The sequence below is a fragment of the Bartonella sp. AP19HLJMH genome (assembly GCF_042196245.1).
GTDB lineage: Bacteria > Pseudomonadota > Alphaproteobacteria > Rhizobiales > Rhizobiaceae > Bartonella.
Genome location: NZ_JBHIPX010000014.1, coordinates 18,384 through 36,039 on the forward strand (window position 1 = coordinate 18,384; position 17,656 = coordinate 36,039).

18 protein-coding genes are annotated in these 17,656 nt (G+C 36.8%); 13 read left to right on the top strand and 5 right to left on the bottom strand.

The genetic code is table 11. From position 1 onward, the window contains the following. Nucleotides 1–106 precede the first annotated feature (106 nt). Entirely contained in the window at nucleotides 107–1,933 is a 1,827-nt protein-coding gene (locus ACFINR_RS07140; RefSeq protein ID WP_375653695.1) for a hypothetical protein, read from the top strand. 147 nt (nucleotides 1,934–2,080) lie between these two features. Then, nucleotides 2,081–3,157 (top strand): COX15/CtaA family protein, encoded by a 1,077-nt coding sequence (locus tag ACFINR_RS07145; RefSeq protein ID WP_375653698.1) that lies wholly within the window; start codon nucleotides 2,081–2,083, stop codon nucleotides 3,155–3,157. A gap of 20 nt (nucleotides 3,158–3,177) precedes the next feature. On the opposite strand, the gene argC is transcribed toward ACFINR_RS07145, so the two are convergent. Beyond that, complete coding sequence (argC, locus tag ACFINR_RS07150) at nucleotides 3,178–4,110, bottom strand: N-acetyl-gamma-glutamyl-phosphate reductase (RefSeq protein WP_375613064.1); 933 nt, start codon at nucleotides 4,108–4,110, stop codon at nucleotides 3,178–3,180. A gap of 323 nt (nucleotides 4,111–4,433) precedes the next feature. On the opposite strand from argC, the gene glyA reads away from it, so the two are divergent. The 6 genes from glyA (at nucleotide 4,434) to nusB (ending at nucleotide 8,973) form a co-directional block, all read left to right on the top strand. Then, on the top strand, nucleotides 4,434–5,747 hold the full coding sequence (glyA, locus tag ACFINR_RS07155; RefSeq protein WP_375611569.1) for a serine hydroxymethyltransferase: 1,314 nt from the start codon (nucleotides 4,434–4,436) through the stop codon (nucleotides 5,745–5,747). 11 nt (nucleotides 5,748–5,758) lie between these two features. Beyond that, a complete protein-coding gene (gene nrdR, locus ACFINR_RS07160; RefSeq protein ID WP_375611570.1) occupies nucleotides 5,759–6,241 on the top strand; it encodes a transcriptional regulator NrdR in 483 nt (160 codons plus the stop codon). Continuing rightward, entirely contained in the window at nucleotides 6,234–7,364 is a 1,131-nt protein-coding gene (gene ribD / locus ACFINR_RS07165) for a bifunctional diaminohydroxyphosphoribosylaminopyrimidine deaminase/5-amino-6-(5-phosphoribosylamino)uracil reductase RibD (RefSeq protein ID WP_375611590.1), read from the top strand. Before nrdR ends, ribD begins: the two co-directional genes overlap by 8 nt. Further along, nucleotides 7,346–7,963, top strand: a complete 618-nt coding sequence (locus ACFINR_RS07170) for a riboflavin synthase (protein WP_375613061.1) — start codon at nucleotides 7,346–7,348, stop codon at nucleotides 7,961–7,963. The genes ribD and ACFINR_RS07170 overlap by 19 nt, the downstream gene beginning before the upstream one ends. 81 nt (nucleotides 7,964–8,044) lie before the next feature. Beyond that, nucleotides 8,045–8,500: a 6,7-dimethyl-8-ribityllumazine synthase gene (locus ACFINR_RS07175; protein WP_375611572.1), complete on the top strand. Its 456-nt coding sequence runs from the start codon at nucleotides 8,045–8,047 to the stop codon at nucleotides 8,498–8,500. 2 nt (nucleotides 8,501–8,502) lie between these two features. Further along, the gene (gene nusB, locus ACFINR_RS07180) at nucleotides 8,503–8,973 is read left to right on the top strand and encodes a transcription antitermination factor NusB (protein WP_015856452.1); all 471 of its coding nucleotides are present in this window, start codon (nucleotides 8,503–8,505) and stop codon (nucleotides 8,971–8,973) included. A 77-nt stretch (nucleotides 8,974–9,050) separates the two neighbouring features. Here the strand turns inward: nusB and ACFINR_RS07185 are convergent, their stop codons facing one another. Next, entirely contained in the window at nucleotides 9,051–9,530 is a 480-nt protein-coding gene (locus tag ACFINR_RS07185) for an outer membrane protein assembly factor BamE (protein ID WP_375613146.1), read from the bottom strand. A gap of 221 nt (nucleotides 9,531–9,751) precedes the next feature. On the opposite strand from ACFINR_RS07185, the gene ACFINR_RS07190 reads away from it, so the two are divergent. The 5 genes from ACFINR_RS07190 to ACFINR_RS07210 all read left to right on the top strand — a co-directional run bounded on the left by ACFINR_RS07190 (nucleotide 9,752) and on the right by ACFINR_RS07210 (nucleotide 13,645). Beyond that, on the top strand, nucleotides 9,752–10,309 hold the full coding sequence (locus ACFINR_RS07190) for a DUF177 domain-containing protein (RefSeq protein ID WP_375618504.1): 558 nt from the start codon (nucleotides 9,752–9,754) through the stop codon (nucleotides 10,307–10,309). Nucleotides 10,310–10,458: 149 nt separating this feature from the next. Then, nucleotides 10,459–11,529, top strand: coding sequence for a phosphate acyltransferase PlsX (gene plsX / locus ACFINR_RS07195; RefSeq protein WP_375613059.1), 1,071 nt, complete (start codon nucleotides 10,459–10,461; stop codon nucleotides 11,527–11,529). 49 nt (nucleotides 11,530–11,578) lie between these two features. Continuing rightward, entirely contained in the window at nucleotides 11,579–12,553 is a 975-nt protein-coding gene (locus ACFINR_RS07200) for a beta-ketoacyl-ACP synthase III (protein ID WP_375653699.1), read from the top strand. A gap of 77 nt (nucleotides 12,554–12,630) precedes the next feature. Beyond that, nucleotides 12,631–12,945 (top strand): integration host factor subunit alpha, encoded by a 315-nt coding sequence (locus ACFINR_RS07205; protein ID WP_273791377.1) that lies wholly within the window; start codon nucleotides 12,631–12,633, stop codon nucleotides 12,943–12,945. Nucleotides 12,946–13,141: 196 nt separating this feature from the next. Beyond that, the gene (locus ACFINR_RS07210) at nucleotides 13,142–13,645 is read left to right on the top strand and encodes a MerR family transcriptional regulator (protein ID WP_375607116.1); all 504 of its coding nucleotides are present in this window, start codon (nucleotides 13,142–13,144) and stop codon (nucleotides 13,643–13,645) included. A 1,049-nt stretch (nucleotides 13,646–14,694) separates the two neighbouring features. Here ACFINR_RS07210 and thrS read toward each other — a convergent pair. The 3 genes from thrS to ACFINR_RS07225 form a co-directional block, all read right to left on the bottom strand. Beyond that, nucleotides 14,695–16,671 (bottom strand): threonine--tRNA ligase, encoded by a 1,977-nt coding sequence (thrS, locus tag ACFINR_RS07215; protein WP_375653701.1) that lies wholly within the window; start codon nucleotides 16,669–16,671, stop codon nucleotides 14,695–14,697. 111 nt (nucleotides 16,672–16,782) lie between these two features. Continuing rightward, the gene (yidD, locus tag ACFINR_RS07220) at nucleotides 16,783–17,133 is read right to left on the bottom strand and encodes a membrane protein insertion efficiency factor YidD (RefSeq protein ID WP_375632204.1); all 351 of its coding nucleotides are present in this window, start codon (nucleotides 17,131–17,133) and stop codon (nucleotides 16,783–16,785) included. Then, on the bottom strand, nucleotides 17,134–17,562 hold the full coding sequence (locus ACFINR_RS07225) for an iron-sulfur cluster assembly scaffold protein (RefSeq protein ID WP_375653703.1): 429 nt from the start codon (nucleotides 17,560–17,562) through the stop codon (nucleotides 17,134–17,136). It lies immediately after the preceding gene. Nucleotides 17,563–17,656: the final 94 nt, after the last annotated feature.

Consider the following 17,656-nt stretch of genomic DNA (forward strand, 5'->3'; position numbering starts at 1 on the left):
TTATATTTTTATTAGCTCAAAATAATATGACAGCAAGTTAAGAGGATAGTTACTACTTTCTCTTAATAAAACAATATGAAGAAGTATTTTGCTGGTTAAAATAAAGATGAGTCTTACATGTAATAAAAGACTATTCGTACGTACCGTATGGCGAAGCATTTTGATTGTTTTGCTATTACAAATGCTATGTGTATCTTTGATTTGGTTGTATTATTTTGTCCAGCCTCGTGGTTACCAAGCAACTTTAACATTTTCATTATCTGATTCTGTAGGAAAGCCATTACCAATTAAAAAGAAAGACAATGTTATCGCCTTTTTGTTTTCACAGCCTATGTTCTTCAATGATTCGAATTTTTCTTTAAGTGCTTCTTATAAGAAAAAAAATCATGAAAATATCCGTTTATCGCGTCATGGTGATTTTATCGATCTTACTTTTGAAGCCGAGACACTTGAAGCAGCTCAACGTGGGTTGGAAACTTGGTTTTCCGCATTTTCACAAGCAATCATAAAACAGAAACAATTCTTGTTAAATGATAAATTAGAAGACAAACAATATGATAATATTGCAATCCTTAATATCGTGCAGGAATTTTGTAAATCTATTGATTCTTTTATTCAGCGTGGTGTAAAACAAACAGAGCTTCATGATCTTTCGATGCAATTAACGCAAGCAACTTTAAAGCGTATTCATTTAACAAGTTTGAATTCAACGATTAACATGATGCGTGAAAATGGGCAGTCTTTACTGTCTTTATCGTTTATTGCAGGCAATTCAGCAATTGCTGCTCTGGAATCTAAACGTGATCTCTTGGAAACACAAAGAGCACATATGGCTGTGCAATTAGGGTGGACACATCCTCAAATTAAAGCGATGACTGCAGAATTAGAGACAGTTTCTCATCAATTAAAAAATAAAATTTTACAAATCGTTTATCAAGTTCATTCAGATGAGGTTATTGCAACGGAATTAGAAAAACAGCTCAAAAAAAGAATGAACTTTTTTGTAAAAGATCAATCCCAATCTTTGAATGAAATATTTAACGAGTTTGAAAATAAAATAAAAGTAGCAGTCGATGCCCAAAATGAAGCGATGAGCAAGTCTGCTCAACGAAGAGAAAAAATTATTGATTCATATCGGAGATTGAGTGATGATCCTCTTCTCTTACAAAATACAAATATCTACGTGGTCACGCCAACAACGTTAGCACCAATTTCTTTTATGGCTCTTTATGGAAAAAATATTCTTGTGAGTGCATTGGCCAGTTTCCTTACTCTTTTGCTAGGAATATTGTTATTCTATCCGTGCTTTAAAAGGAAAAAAGACCAAATCTCAGAAGAGGATTTGAGATCAAAAGAAAATGATCTTAAGAAGAATGAGAGTATTTTAGTCTCTCAAGAAATGAAAAATTTTGAAGCTTTTATTACGATAGAGGGATTATCTGATGTTTTGAAATGGCGTGCTTCAACCATTATTTCAATCATTGGACCAGAAGCTGCACGGACAGCGGCAAAGCTTTCACTTCATCTCACAAAAGAGAACAAAACAATTTTGTTGGTCGATATTTCTGGTCAACAAATAGAGAAAGTCATAGGCCCACATCGCGGACTGAGTGATATTTTAACGGGCAATGCCAAGTTGCATGATGTTATTTACCGTGATTATGATACGGGGGTTGATATTCTTCCTCAGGGGTTAACAAGTGCTATTTCAGCACAAGATTTTTCAAATGATATTTTTCATATATTACAAGAATTTAAAAAAGAATATGATTTTATCATCCTAGAGATGGCAAGCGAACCCAAATATGGGTTTGAGCAATTTGCAGAGCTAACAGACTATTATATTTGTAATACTGTTCTTAATAAACAAGAATGGATGATGCGTATGGTAGACAGCTTTCCAAAGACTGTTTATCGCATTATTGCATCATAAGCTTCGTAAAAAAGAAATATGTATCGCATGTTATAGTGGTACGCTTGTTTTTTGCTAAAGTTGTAGTACATACTAAAATAGACAAAGAGTTAATGTTTAAATTTTAAAAATGCATTTTAGTTGGAGAGAAGCGTGGGGCAATCAGAGATGGCAGTAAAGAGATTAAACAATAGCATTTTAACACCTGTGCAAAAGAAAAATAGAAAACAAATACAGGTGTGGCTTTACTCTATTTTATTGCTTTGTTTGGCAATTGTCTTAGTGGGTGGCGCTACTCGTTTGACGGGATCAGGATTATCTATAACGGAATGGAAGCCAATACATGGCGTTATTCCACCGATTGGTGTGGATCAATGGCAAGAGGAATTTTTAAAATATCAACAGATAGCACAGTATAAGCTGCTTAATCCTGATATGACTTTAAGTGCTTTTAAGGTCATTTTTTGGTGGGAATGGGCGCATCGTGTTCTTGGGCGTCTTGTTGGTCTTGTCGCTTTATTGGGGCTCATTTGGTTTTGGGCGACTAAGCGTGTTGAAAAAAATATCTTACTCCCGCTTATTGTTGTACCTATTCTTATCGCCTTTCAAGGCTTTATTGGTTGGTGGATGGTTGCTTCAGGGATTGGGCAAAGTAATTTAACAAGTGTGAGCCAATATCGTTTGGCATTTCATCTTATAACGGCATGTTTTGTTATTGTTTTTGTTACTTATTTATCTCGAGGGCTTGCAGAATATTCAGAAAAACCAGCAAATAAAAAGGTGCAATATTTTGCGGCATGGCTTGTTATTCTCGTCTTGATAGAGATTTATTTCGGAGCTTTGGTTGCAGGGCTTCATGCTGGAAAAGTCTATAATACATGGCCCCTTATGGATGGGCAGATTATTCCTGATGGATTGTTGCAGCATCGTCCTGTTTGGCTCAATTTATTCGAAAATTCCTTAATGGTTCAATTTATTCATCGATTTTTTGCTTATTTTTTATTGATTGCCTCGGCTATTCATGCTTTCTATGTACAAAAAAATGCTCCACATTCAACTCATTCTCGTCGTGCATTTCTTATCTGTGTTATGATTATTATCCAAGCAGTCTTGGGTATCTTAACACTGTTACATGAGGTTCCGATAAGTTTGGGGCTCATTCATCAAAGTATGGCATTAGTCGTGTTGTGTTTTGTTGTTGCACATTGGCGAGCAACAAAAGGGGCTTATCGCGTTGTTGAATAAAAGTTTGTGGGTAGGGAGGTTTAGTCGCTTGAAAGCATTAAATCGAGGTTTTGGATAGCTGCAGCTGATGCGCCTTTTCCTAAATTATCGAATATGGCGCTGAGATTAAAAATACCTTCACGATCATTTCCAAATACGAACAGTTTCATACCATCTTTATTGGCTAAACACTCTGGATTAAGTCTTTGAAGTGAAGCAGTTTCTTCTTGTGATGCAACTAAAATGGTATTTTGTCCATCGTAATGGTTTGCGAGAATTTCGCGCAAATCAGAACAGTTTGCTGATTTTGTGAATAAATGGCGATGCAGAGGAAGATTCACAATCATTCCTTGGGGAAAACGACCCACACTTGGTATAAAAACTGGGGGTTGATTGATTTGTCCATAGATTTTAATTTCTGGCACATGTTTGTGTTCAAGATTAAGACCATAGATAAAATAATTGTCCTGAATATTTTGTTGAGATTGATTTTCCATTTGTAAAATCAACTGTTTTCCACCACCGGTATAGCCGGAGATTGCATTAATCGAGATGGGATAATCGGCGTCTAGCAGTCCTGCTTCACGGAGTGGGCGAATCAAACTAATGGCACCGGTAGGATAGCATCCGGGATTGGTTATATAATGTGCTGCTTGGATGCGCTTTCTTTGTCCTGCTGTCATTTCAGGAAAACCGTAAACCCAGTCTGGTGCAACACGGTGGGCTGTCGAGCTATCAATAATCCTAATGTTTTTATTTTTTTGAAGCCAATGAACTGTTTCGCGTGCAGCATCATCTGGAAGACACAAAATAGCAATATCGGCTTGATTAAGATAGTCTTGTCGCAGATGAACATTATGGCGATCTTTATGAGCAAGAGAGAGTAGTTTTAAATCTGTACGCCTTTCTAAGCGTTTTTGTATTTGTAGTCCGGTTGTGCCATGTTCACCATCAATAAAAACTTTGGTTAGCATTCTTATTTGCCTTCGTATTAACTTTGCCTATTATATTCAGCTTTTCACATTATAAATTATTTTTAATCATTAAATTATTGAATTTCTTTAGATTATAGATATTTTTTGTAAAAGGTGTAAACAAATAAGAGTGTAAAAAAAGAAATGTAATCTCATTTTTTACTATTCTCGAGAGGAAAGTTTTTCGCTGTTTTTATAACAAAGAATAAGATAAATATTTGCCTCATTATTTTTGAGTGTAAGTAGTTTAAAATGTTTGGTTTGCATGGTTTGCTGTGTTATCGTTCCTTGACTTTATTTTTTTTATGTTAGGAATGTGTTTTATGACTCAGCAAGAAAATGACGCACAAAAGCGCTTTTTTAATGATAATTTACAAACTGTTGATGGTGCAATTTTTGACGCAATTAGAGGGGAGTTTGAGCGTCAACAACATGAAATTGAGCTTATTGCTTCAGAGAATATTGTTTCAAGAGCGGTCCTTGAAGCGCAGGGGTCTGTTTTAACCAATAAGTATGCAGAAGGTTATCCAAGAAAGCGCTACTATGGTGGGTGTCAATTTGTTGATGTCGTTGAAGATTTAGCTATTGAAAGGGCAAAACAGCTTTTCGGTGCTGCGTTTGCGAATGTACAGCCTAATTCTGGTAGCCAAATGAATCAAGCTGTCTTTTTAGCTTTACTTCAGCCTGGTGACACATTTATGGGGTTGGATTTAAATGCTGGAGGTCACCTTACGCATGGTTCACCTGTTAATATGTCAGGAAAATGGTTTGATGTTGTTTCCTATGGTGTGCGTCAAGAAGATCAGATTATTGATATGGATGAGGTTGAGCAGCTTGCAAAAGAACGTAAGCCAAAACTTATTATAGCAGGGGGCTCATCTTATCCACGGCTATGGGATTGGGAAAGATTCCGTGAAATTGCAGATGAAATCGGTGCTCATTTACTCGTTGATATGTCTCATATTGCTGGTCTTGTTGCTGGTGGCGTGCATCCTTCACCTGTTCCACATGCGCATATTGTAACAACAACAACACATAAATCGCTTCGAGGTCCCCGGGGTGGTTTAATATTGACAAATGATGAGGCTTTATCCAGAAAAATTAATTCTGCAATTTTTCCTGGTCTTCAAGGTGGTCCTTTAATGCATGTGATTGCCGCAAAGGCTGTTGCGTTTGAGGAGGCTTTGCGTCCCTCTTTCAAGAGTTACAGTGCCAATGTTGTCGCTAATGCGAAAACTTTAGCAAAAACATTACAGGGTAATGGTTTTAATATTGTTTCTGGTGGTACAGATAATCATTTGTTGTTGGTTGATTTACGTTCCAAAAATCTAACAGGTAAACGTGCTGAATTGGCTTTGGGACGCGCTCATATTACCTGCAATAAAAATGGCATTCCTTTTGATTCTGAAACGCCATCTATAACATCGGGAATTCGTTTGGGATCACCTGCTGCCACGACGCGTGGTTTTTTAGAAAAAGAGTTTATTCAAGTTGGTCATCTGATTTCAGAAGTTCTTGATGGTCTTCGGAGTGCAAAAAGTGATGAAGATAATCATGCCGTTGAAATGGCTGTTGAGAAAAAGGTAAAAGATATAACGAATCAATTTCCTCTTTACTCTTATCTTACCACTCGTTAAGGATACAAAGGATGCGCTGTCCTTACTGCCAATATGAGGATACACAGGTCAAAGACTCACGTCCAGCAGAAGAGGGGGCAGTGATTCGCCGCCGCCGTGTGTGTTCTGTTTGTGGTGGTCGTTTTACAACTTTTGAACGTGTTCAGTTGCGTGAGCTCTTGGTTGCTAAAAAAAGTGGACGATGTGAACCCTTCGATCGTGATAAGTTAATGCGATCAGTTGATGTGGCTGTACGTAAGCGCAATATTGATCCTGATCATATTGAACGAGCAATTTCTGGCATTGTACGCCAGCTTGAAAGTTTGGGAGAACCAGAGATTTCTTCAGAAAAAATTGGGCATCTTGTGATGGAAGCATTGAAAAGAATTGATGATATTGCTTATATTCGTTTTGCTTCTGTGTATCGAGATTTTCGTAATGCAAGCGATTTTCACGATGTTATAGATGAATTGTCAAAGGGTATCGCGGATACAGAATCTCGTTTTGATGAATAAAAAAGTGCAAGATGAACGGTTTATGGCTGCAGCTATTCGTTTAGCAGAACGTCATGTCGGTCTTACAGGTGAGAATCCTTCCGTTGGTACGTTAATTGTGCGAAACGATAATGGTGCTGTGGGGGCTTTTATTGTTGGCTATGGCGTAACAGCTATTCATGGGAGTCCTCATGCGGAAGTGCAAGCTTTACACATGGCAGGTTCTTTGGCTCAAGGAGCGACTGCTTATGTTACTTTAGAACCTTGTGCGCATTATGGAAAAACTTCGCCGTGTGTGAATGCGCTTATTGATTCAGGTGTTTCTCGAGTTGTTATTGCGCTGACTGATTGTGACAAGCGTGTTGATGGTCATGGTATTGCTCTTTTGCGAGCGGCGGGTATTGAAGTGGTTGAGGGCATTTTAGCTGAAGAGGCTTTTGAATCCTTATGGACGCATTGGTGCATAAGGAAGATACAACGCTGTGCGGTCACTTTTAAAATGGCAATTTCTGCCGATAATGGTGTTGGAAAAAGAGAGAAGGGCAGCGTAAAAATTAGTGGAACACTTTCTCATGCCCATACGCATATTCTACGTGCTCAAAATAATGCTATCCTCGTTGGTATTGGTACTATATTAGCAGATGATCCACAACTCAATTGCCGCTTGCCAGGGATGGAGATGCGCTCACCAATTCGTATTATTTTGGATGCAGATTTATCTATCCCCCTTGATGCAAAAGTTGTCCAAACAGCCATAAAAATTCCTACATGGGTTATTTGTGATGTGGATATTTCAAAGAAAAGCAAAAAAAATGCATTGGAGCAATATGGTGTGTCTGTTTATTCGGTCGAGATGAACAATGGTTGTGTAGAACCCTTTGCTCTTTTACAGATGCTTTATAAACATGGGATTAATAGTGTTTTATTGGAAGGGGGCGTCAAGACAGGGGAAAAATTTTTGAATGCTGGTTGTGTTGATCATTTGATATGTTTTCATACCCCCATTGTTTTAGGCAAAAATCGTATTGAAGCCCCTCATTTTGGAAATTATCTCTCGCAGTTTCATGAGATTGAGACAAGAATGTTTGGAAATGACCGTTTTTATAAGTGGAGACGTAAGACATTATGTTCACAGGAATTATAACGGATATTGGTTGTGTTGAAGATGTTCAACCTTTAAAGCAGGGGATGCGTTTAAAGATTTCTACCCGCTATGCTATAGAAAGCTTAGCAATTGGGGCGTCAATTGCTTGTTCAGGAATTTGTCTGACAATTGTAGAGCGAGGATTAAAGCAAGAAGATTCCAATTGGTTTGTTGTCGAGGCGTGGGAAGAAACATTACGTTTAACGAATCTTGCACAATGGATAAAAGGAACTTTTGTTAATTTGGAACGTTCGCTTCGATTGGGTGATGAAATGGGAGGACATTTAGTTTCTGGTCATATTGATGGTTTGGCTGAAATCATTGATCAAAAAAATGAAGGGGATGCAATTCGCTTTTATTTAAAAGTTTCAAGACAATTTATGCCTTTCATTGTTAATAAGGGATCTATTGCACTTAATGGGACATCTTTGACTGTTAATGGTGTTGAGGATTGTGTTTTTGATGTTCTTATTATTCGCCATACACTTGAAATGACAACGTGGGGACAAGCTAAAATTGGAGATCGGGTCAATTTGGAAATTGATCAACTTGCTCGTTATGCTGCAAAACTTTTTGCTTTAAAAAGAGAAGATGAATAAGCCAACACTCTATTGATCGTTTTCAGAATTTTATGCTTTATAACTTTGATTTTTTTGATTCGTTTTTTGTGGAATTCCATTATGATGAAAGAGATAGGTAAAAAGCCTCACGTATTGATTGTTGAGGCACGTTTTTATGAGGGGATTTCTGATGCACTTTTGAGAGGTGCAGTGAATACTTTGCAAAAAGCTGAAGCAAGTTATGATGTTGTAACGGTTCCTGGAGCATTAGAAATACCAAGTGCAATAGCTTTTGCTGAACAAAACAAGATATCGTATGATGGTTATGTTGCTCTTGGTTGTGTTATTCGGGGTGAAACATATCACTTTGAAATTGTTGCTAATGATTCTTGTCGTGCATTGATGGATTTAACTGTTCATCAGCACTTGGCTATTGGAAATGGTATTTTGACTGTTGAAAACGAAGAACAAGCATGGGTGCGTGCAAAACTAGATGACAAAAATAAAGGTGGTTTTGCGGCTGAAGCTGCTTTATGTATGATCGCTCTAAAAAAGAGATTTGGAGATAATCGTTAAATATGGCTGATATAAAAAGCAGACATTTTCCGCGTTCAGCCAATAAACGTGGAGCAGCAAGACTCGCTGCAGTTCAAGCACTCTATCAAATGGATATCGTGGGTTCGGGGGTGATGGAAACGGCAGCTGAGTATGAGGCTTATCGTTTGGGAAAAGATATTGATGGAGATCAATATCTTGAAGCTGATTTTCAATGGTTTTTGGCTATTATAACGGGTGTTGTAAAAGATCAAAAGCAGCTTGATCCGCTGCTTCATCAACAGCTTTCTGCAGAGTGGTCTCTTTCACGTCTTGATTCTATATTGCGAGCAATTTTACGAGCAGGTTTATGGGAGTTGATCAACCGTAAAGATGTTCCCGTTGCAGTTGTCATGAATGAGTATGTTGACATAGCAAAGGCGTTTTTTGAAGGTGATGAGCCAAAACTTGTTAATGCAGTTCTCGACAGTATGGCAAAAAAAGTCCGCCTCTAAGAGTTACAAATCCCCCCCTATTATAGATCTGATATTATCAGACCTATAATATTGAAACGGTATGCAGACTATATAATTTAGTTATGGGGTGGCAAATTCGCAGGGCCTTTTATAATTTGAATTAAGAAAGGATGTTCTTTCGTTACAGTTGGTGTTGTTTGTGTAATAAAATCAAACACTTGACCGTCTTGTAATCCGTAATTTGCAACTTTTGTAACCTGATTATTTTTACTGAAGTAAATGGCTAAAACTTTGCGATCAATAATCTTTGTTTTCATAAACTGCATCCCACGATAACGTGTCTGTGAGATGTAATAAAAAACTTCATTATCATATTTTGTTTTTAATGAAGGGGTCCCTAAAGTTAAAAGAACTTGCTCTTGACTTGAGCCAATAGAGATAGAACTTAGAGCATTTTTATCAAGAACATAGCCCTCTCTATAAATTTGGCTCGAACCTGAAGAATCAAGAAGGCTACACCCAGCAAGCATTCCTATGCTTGCTATTGATAGACCAATCAATAATTTACGTTTGATTAAGGCTATTATGTGAGGCATTTGAAACAATGGTATCTCCTTTTTATACTGAGATGTAGGACAAGAAGGCAACCTCAAGTTTTTTCTAATTTTAACTTAATCTACCGTAGCTTACACTGAGTTTCCCTGTTATAAAGCAAATTATGCCATATAGAATTTCTTTAGAAAAGAAAAAAATGCATAAATACTTGAGATAAATAAAAACATAGTGCTTTACGCGTTTTTATGTTTGGGAGTTGTCAATGAATGTTCAAAATGTTCCTCAAATGACATTTGCTTTGGCTTATCCAATATCTGTACGTTCTCTACCTGCTAAAGGTATAAGGGTTCATTTTTGTGCAAACAAAAAAGAATGTACACATTTAGCCCAGAACCATGATTTAATTGAAGTAAAATCTTGTGAGGGAAAATTCCATATTTTCCCGTGGAAAAAACGCGGAGTGCGTATAAAAGGTCTGTTGCAAGCGCGTATACTACAGTTATGTGTTGTTACATTGGAACCATTAGAAAATATCCTTTGTGAAAATATTGAGGTTGTTTTTGTTCCTGAAGATTCAAATTTGATGAAGCCAAAAATATCAGAGGATACAGGGGAATTGTTTTTAGATGTGGAGGGGCTTGATACTCCTGAAGTGTTTTATGATGATAAAATTGATATTGGCGCAATCATGGAAGAGTTTTTTGAGTTGTCTATTAATCATTATCCACGTAAAGAAGGGATAAAGATGAATATGGGTGAAAATTTAGAAGAAGCAGAGCGAAAATTCTCTCCATTTTCTGTTTTGAAAAATTGGAAGTGATTGTAGAAACATACAAAAAATATCTATTGTATGCTAAACGGTATTTTCTGCGGAGCGATTTTCGCAAGATGTGCTGTGTGAGTATTCAGGAGCCAAAAATCATAATATGTATTTAAAGATGTAAATGAAAAGATGTGGGATATGCAAGCGTGATTAGAATTTCTGTGGATGTCATGGGCGGTGATTACGGTCCAGAAGCAGCTATTGCAGGAGCAGCAATTGTACAAAAATATTTATCAAATATTTATTTTCTATTTTATGGAGTAGAGGAGGCTGTTCGTCCGGTTTTAAAAAAATATCCCTGTTTGGATTCTGTATCGCGCTTTTGCCCTACAGAAAGTTATACACGCATGGATGAAAAGCCAAGCCAAGCACTTCGTAATGGACGTGGTAAATCATCAATGTGGTACGCCATTGAAGCGGTAAAAAATGGTGAAGCTGATGCTTGCATTTCTGCTGGTAATACGGGTGCACTCATGGCCATGTCTTATTTTTGTTTGAAAATGCTTGCAGAGGCTGAACGTCCTGGTATTGCGGGTATCTGGCCAACACTGCGCAGTGAGAGTATTGTTTTAGATATTGGAGCAACAATTGGTGCCTCTGCTAGTCAGTTGGTTGATTTGGCGGTTATGGGAGCAGGTATGTTTCGCGCTTTATATCACACTGAAAGACCAAGTGTTGGGCTTTTAAATGTGGGGGTGGAAGAGGTTAAAGGACTTTATGAAATAAAAAAAGCAGGAATGATATTGCGTGAAGTGCAATTAGAAGGATTGGAATATAAAGGATTTGTTGAGGGCAATGACATTGGAAAAGGAACAGTCGATGTTGTTGTGACAGAGGGGTTTTCTGGTAATATTGCTTTAAAAACCGCAGAAGGAACCGCGCGACAGATAGGAGAGATTTTAAACTCTGCAATGCGCAGTTCTTTTTTAACATCTCTTGGTTATTTTTTATCACGGGGTGCTTTTCGTATACTGAAACATAAAATGGATCCTGATAGGGTGAATGGAGGAGTTCTTTTAGGTTTGAATGGTGTTGTTATAAAAAGTCATGGCAGTGCTAATGCTAATGGCTTTGCTTCTGCTATCCGCGTTGGTTATAAAATGGTTAATAATGGACTTTTACAAAAAATAACGGCTGATTTACGGCGATTTCATGAAAATAAAGCAACACTTTTTGACCAAGAAGATGAAGCGGTGATGAATGGAGAGTCCTTATGATAAGCTCTTATAATAGAAATAAAAAATTTGAAGAAAAGGTAAGAGCTGAATGATTCGGTCAATTATACGTGGTGTAGGAAGTGCTTTGCCGAAAAGAAGTTTATCAAATGATGAGATTGCAAAGTTTGTTGAAACGTCAGATTCATGGATTGTTCAGCGTACAGGAATACGCCAACGTTATATTGCCAGTGAAAATGAAACAACTGTTTCTTTAGGAGTTGAGGCTGCGCAAGCAGCACTTACAAATGCTGGTTTAACAATAAAAGACATCGATTGTATTATTTTAGCAACGTCCACCCCGAATCGTACTTTTCCTGCTTCTGCTGTTGAAATTCAGCATGCTTTGGGAATGAGCCATGGATTTGCTTTTGATATTCAAGCTGTTTGCTCTGGTTTTATTTTTGCTTTAACAACAGGAGATTCTTATTTACGATGTGGAGCGGCTAAAAGAATTTTAGTTATTGGATCTGATACATTTTCTCGAATTTTAGATTGGGAAGATCGTACGACATGTGTTTTGTTTGGTGATGGTGCGGGTGCTGTTATTTTGGAAGCACTAGAAACTGAGGGTGATATTGCTTTTGAGCGTGGTATATTGTCTGCGAAATTGCGCTCTAATGGTGCTTATATAGATAAGCTATATGTTGATGGTGGACCTTCAACAACACAAACGACAGGCTATTTGCGTATGGAAGGACGAGAAGTTTTTAAATATGCTGTTGGTATGATAACGGATGTGGTTGATGATTGTTTTGCAGCTGCAGGTATGGATTCTTCACAACTAGATTGGTTTGTACCTCATCAGGCTAATAAGCGCATTATTGAAGCATCTGCTAAAAAACTGGGAATTTCACTAGATAAAGTTGTGATTACCGTTGATCAACATGGTAATACGTCTGCTGCATCAGTTCCGTTGGCTTTAACAACAGCTGTTTGCGATGGAAAAATAAAAGAAGGAGATCTTATCATGTTAGAAGCCATGGGAGGTGGATTTACATGGGGAGCAATTCTTATTCGTTGGTAAATTATGGCTACTTGACCATATTTCAAGAAAACGTATAAGTCATTTTGTAATTTTTAATATTTTAATAGGTGGTTATAATGACAAGTAAGACAGTAACGCGTGCAGATTTAGCGAGCGTAGTTTGTAAAAGAGTGGGCTTGTCACATACTGAATCAGCAGCTTTAGTCGAATTGGTTTTGGATGAGATTTGCAACTCACTTGTAAGAGGTGAAGCGGTTAAATTATCTTCTTTTGCAACTTTTCAGGTTCGCAGTAAAAATGAACGTGTTGGACGCAATCCAAAAACAGGTGTTGAAGCACCGATTCCGCCGCGACGTGTTGTGACGTTTAAGGCTGCCAATGTTCTTAAACAGAGAATTTTAGATTCGCATCGTGCAAAACAGAAAAAATGATATCTCATAAATAAATGCCATGGTATGTTTGGTATTTGTTAAAGAAATGTATAAAATAAGGGTCTTTATTTTTTAGAAAAAGACTGGTGAGTAAGGTATCAATGATGGTCTTATTTTTGACTAATCTTGTTGAGAAATTGAGACAGAATGAGTCATTGTGAAGTAATTTATTTTGTTTTAAATAAGGTGTTACAAAATGGATAAAAGCTCTGATGCTTTTCGCACAATTAGCGAAGTAGCGGAGTTATTGGAGCTTCCGCAGCATGTCTTAAGATTTTGGGAAACACGTTTTAGGCAGATTAAACCAATGAAACGTGGGGGAGGAAGGCGCTATTATCGTCCGGTCGATGTTGATTTGCTCAATGGTATTAAGCAGTTACTATATGATCAGGGTTATACGATAAAAGGTGTGCAACGCCTTTTGAAAGAAAATGGTGTTGCTTTTGTGACTGCATTGGGTAATGGTGATCTTGATGCTATGAATGTGGTCATAGAGAAGAAACATGCAGGACAAACTTCTGAAAATGCTAGCAATAAGCCTAAGAAATCTTCTTTTGGGCTTTTGAGTTTCATGAGGAATGAGGGAGAAACATCTGTCGGTTCTGTGAATCTTTACAAAGATAAAACTGATAAAGCATTGTTACAAGAAATTCTGTTTGAACTCATTGAATGTAAGCGTGTTCTTGATAGAGCACGATAATAATATTTTTTTATTTTATATGTGTTTCGTAGATATTTAGATGTTTTATGGATGTGCCCAGAAGTTTATACGTTCAACGAGTAGTCATATATCGTATGTGTATATTTAACGAGTTTTTTATAAGAGTTTTTCATTTGGTAAAACATGAAGAAGAGAAAGAATAAACGCTGAGTTTTGCCATTTTTTTTGATTTGGCTTTATAAAAATTAAGGCAATATCTCATCAGTGTAGATTGCGGGATGTAGAATGCCATTAGCTTACCAATTCATGTGCTTGTTTTAAAGAGATGTTTCTTAAGGCTTCTTAATCTTATTTTACCATAATGCCTCGTGAATGATTAATGGTAAACTCGTTGAGTACCGCTATTTTTATACTTATGAAGGTTCAAGTCGGCATCATCATTATAATTATAGCCTGTTCTCAATAACTGCAACAATTCTTAGCACTTTAGGCGGTTCATTGTAGGCATTTTAAAAATCCTTTCTCAATAATTTTTATCCACACACTCATTCCGCTTGTTTCGTGCAAGCAAATGATTTTGATAGATTCAACATAAACATATTAAAAATAAGAGAAGCCTATGATATTCGAAACCTTATTTAATATGAATAACGATATATTATCATTATAAATCAATATCTTGTCATTTTTATAAGGGCTTATCTTACGAATAAGAAATATCATTGTTCAGCTAATTTTACATATTTTTTATTAATAAATATAATCTTGTTTTCAGTTTTCTTGCTTGATGTTGCTATAATTATTGTAATGATCTATCCATGATAATAGCAGCATCTTTTCATTATAAAGGTAAAAGATTAATGTTATTATTAATATTCAATTGTCTATGATTTTTGCAATTTAAACAGCTCATAGCTTATATTCAACTTTTTCACCAATCTATCTTGTAGAGGAAGAGCACGTTATTCTTTCTGATGATAGGTCATTGTGCATGAAACAAAAACACACTACAATATCAAATTATTTCATTTTGTACAAAAACTGAAGATTTATAGTAAAAAATTAACGTATTACCATCTTCTGTGGTATTATGCATTTATTACACGTTGCAAATCTGGAGGTGTTGCTTCATTTGAGAGTTGTTTAATCACATCTTCTACAGATAAAAGGGTTTGATTTGTACTTCCTAAGCGGCGCATATTTACGCTGTTTGTTTCAGCTTCACGTTTGCCACATACCAAAATTACGGGGACTTTTTGTAAAGAATGTTCTCGTATTTTATAGTTAATTTTTTCATTGCGGAGATCTATTGTTGCGGAAAGCCCAACAGCTTTAAGTTTTGCTGTTATTTTTTGGGCATATTCATTTGCTTCGGATGTAATTGTTGCAACAACAATTTGTTCAGGAGCAAGCCAAAGTGGCATATGTCCAGCAAAATTTTCAATTAATATACCAAGAAAACGCTCCATTGATCCAAAAATAGCACGGTGGATCATAACAGGTTGACGTTTTTCTGAATCTTTATCAATATAGAATGCACCAAAACGTTCAGGGAGATTAAAGTCTATTTGTGTTGTTCCACATTGCCATTCACGACCGATAGCATCCTTTAATGTATATTCAAATTTTGGACCATAAAATGCTCCTTCACCTGGAAGGATGCTTGTTTTGATTTGTCCTGCAAATTTTGTTTCAATCGTTTTAAGGACAGATTCCATGATACTTTCTGCATGATCCCATAATGCATCAGATCCAACTCGTTTTTCTGGACGTGTTGAAAGCTTAAGACTAATTTCTTTAAAACCAAAATCAGCATAAGTTGATAAAATAAGATCATTAATACTGAGACATTCATCGGCTAATTGTTCATCAGTACAAAAAATATGCGCATCATCTTGTGTAAAACCACGCACACGCATAAGACCATGTAAAGAGCCTGAAGGCTCATAACGATGAACAAGTCCAAATTCAGCAAGTCTAATAGGCAAATCACGATAAGATTTTAAACCATGTTTAAAAATTTGCACATGACCAGGGCAATTCATTGGTTTAAGGGCATAAACATTCCCATGATCTGAATCTTCTTCTGCTGAAATTACTTTGAACATATTCTCCTTATACCAACCCCAATGGCCAGATATTTCCCAGAGTGACCTATCGAGAACTTGTGGTGCATTAACTTCAGCATATTGATGATCATCAAGGCGTCTACGCATATAGCTGATCAAATTTTGGAACATTTTCCAACCTTTTTTGTGCCAAAAAATCATTCCTGGCCCTTCTTCTTGAAAGTGAAATAAGTCCATTTCACGTCCCAAGCGGCGATGATCACGTTTTTCAGCTTCTTCTAGCATATGGAGGTAGGCTTTTAAGTCATTTTCATTTGCAAATGCTGTTCCATAAATTCTCGTGAGCATTGGATTATTGGCATTGCCACGCCAATAAGCTCCTGCAACTTTCATTAATTTGAAAGCATTCCCAATTTGCCCTGTAGATTGCATGTGCGGTCCGCGACAAAGATCAAACCACTCCCCTTGATAATAGATTTTTAAATCTTGATTTTCAGGAATGCTATCAATAAGTTCAACTTTATAAAATTCCTTTTTCTCAGAAAAAACTTTTCTTGCTTTTTCACGAGACCAAATTTCTTTTCTAAAAGGTTTATTGCGTTGGATAATTTCACGCATTTTCTTTTCAATGACGGTGAGATCATCTAATGTGAAAGGTTGTTGGCGTGCAAAATCATAATAGAATCCGTTCTCAATGACAGGACCTATTGTTACTTGCGTTTCAGGAAAGAGCTCTTGCACTGCTTCAGCAAGGACATGGGCGCAATCATGCCTTATGAGCTCAAGAGCGCGTGAATCTTCTCGGGTAATAATCTCTACTTGACCAGATTGTCCCAATGGATCCGATAAGTCTCGCGTGATACCATCAAGACTATAGGCGACTGCTTTTTTTGCAAGTGATTTAGAAATAGATTCTGCTAATTCCAAGCCTGTCATTTCGGCGGGGTAATTACGTTTTGAACCATCGGGAAAAAAAAGAGAAATAGAGCAAGACATAAAAACACCCTTTTAATCCAATTCCGCTAACGATTGCGGATGGTTTCGTGAAAATTGAGTAAAAAGCTTATAGACTAATTTTTTATCAATACATGTGAAAAAAGAAAAGGATTATTTGTTGTGTTTGTCAGAAATTTTCCAGTAACGCCAAGGTTTATAAAAACAGCAAGAATTTCCAAGCGATGGAGGGACTGGATCAAAGCCATCTGTTCCAAAGGGCCCACAACGCATGATACGAAAGAGTCCCATCCATGCACCAGCCCAAAGCCCATGGCGAGCAATCGCTTCATATGTATATTCTGAACAAGTCGGAGCATGGCGACATTGATTGCCTATAAGGCTCGAAAGTGTTATTTGATAGAACCGTATTAAGAAAATACCCAATAATCGTCCGGGTGTTTTTTTCCAAGTGCCTGTGTAATTCCGAGTCAACTTTTTTTGTCTAGATTGTGATTTGAACATTTATTTTTCTTCAATTTTTTGAATGCAGTCTATCATTGCATCAAAGGGTAGTAGTGTTGCTGCATGGCGCACTTTATAGTCTTTAATGGGCTGTAAGCAAGAAAAATCCTCAAATGGAGCTTGAGGAGAAGGACCATTTTGCGTTAGCATTTGGTAGATAACTTCACGCAATATTTTAAGATCTTGAGTTGTTTGTCCGATGATATGAGATGCTAAAAGTGAAGCTGAAGCTTGCCCTAGCACACATGCATGTATTTCGTGAGCAAAATCGGTAATAATACCATTTTCCACTTTTAAATCTACAGTGATTGTCGAACCACAAAGGTGTGCATGTTTTCTTGATGTTGCATCAGGATTATTAAGACGCCCAATTTTGCCTATATGTGCAGCATATTTAAGTATTTTATCATTATAGATATTATCAATCATGCGCTATTGCCTGAAATTTTGAGAGTCGTGATTGTTTAAACTTTTAATTCGCTTATATAGAGATTATACAAAATGAGATAGGTATGGAGCAAAT

Coding starts and splice junctions, on each gene's coding strand:
- ACFINR_RS07140 (WP_375653695.1), top strand. CDS start 107: ATGAGTCTTACATGTAATAAAAGACTATTCGTACGTACCGTATGGCGA.
- ACFINR_RS07145 (WP_375653698.1), top strand. CDS start 2,081: ATGGCAGTAAAGAGATTAAACAATAGCATTTTAACACCTGTGCAAAAG.
- argC (WP_375613064.1), bottom strand. CDS start 4,110: ATGCTAACCAAAGTTTTTATTGATGGTGAACATGGCACAACCGGACTA.
- glyA (WP_375611569.1), top strand. CDS start 4,434: ATGACTCAGCAAGAAAATGACGCACAAAAGCGCTTTTTTAATGATAAT.
- nrdR (WP_375611570.1), top strand. CDS start 5,759: ATGCGCTGTCCTTACTGCCAATATGAGGATACACAGGTCAAAGACTCA.
- ribD (WP_375611590.1), top strand. CDS start 6,234: ATGAATAAAAAAGTGCAAGATGAACGGTTTATGGCTGCAGCTATTCGT.
- ACFINR_RS07170 (WP_375613061.1), top strand. CDS start 7,346: ATGTTCACAGGAATTATAACGGATATTGGTTGTGTTGAAGATGTTCAA.
- ACFINR_RS07175 (WP_375611572.1), top strand. CDS start 8,045: ATGATGAAAGAGATAGGTAAAAAGCCTCACGTATTGATTGTTGAGGCA.
- nusB (WP_015856452.1), top strand. CDS start 8,503: ATGGCTGATATAAAAAGCAGACATTTTCCGCGTTCAGCCAATAAACGT.
- ACFINR_RS07185 (WP_375613146.1), bottom strand. CDS start 9,530: ATGCCTCACATAATAGCCTTAATCAAACGTAAATTATTGATTGGTCTA.
- ACFINR_RS07190 (WP_375618504.1), top strand. CDS start 9,752: ATGAATGTTCAAAATGTTCCTCAAATGACATTTGCTTTGGCTTATCCA.
- ACFINR_RS07200 (WP_375653699.1), top strand. CDS start 11,579: ATGATTCGGTCAATTATACGTGGTGTAGGAAGTGCTTTGCCGAAAAGA.
- ACFINR_RS07205 (WP_273791377.1), top strand. CDS start 12,631: ATGACAAGTAAGACAGTAACGCGTGCAGATTTAGCGAGCGTAGTTTGT.
- ACFINR_RS07210 (WP_375607116.1), top strand. CDS start 13,142: ATGGATAAAAGCTCTGATGCTTTTCGCACAATTAGCGAAGTAGCGGAG.
- thrS (WP_375653701.1), bottom strand. CDS start 16,671: ATGTCTTGCTCTATTTCTCTTTTTTTTCCCGATGGTTCAAAACGTAAT.
- yidD (WP_375632204.1), bottom strand. CDS start 17,133: ATGTTCAAATCACAATCTAGACAAAAAAAGTTGACTCGGAATTACACA.
- ACFINR_RS07225 (WP_375653703.1), bottom strand. CDS start 17,562: ATGATTGATAATATCTATAATGATAAAATACTTAAATATGCTGCACAT.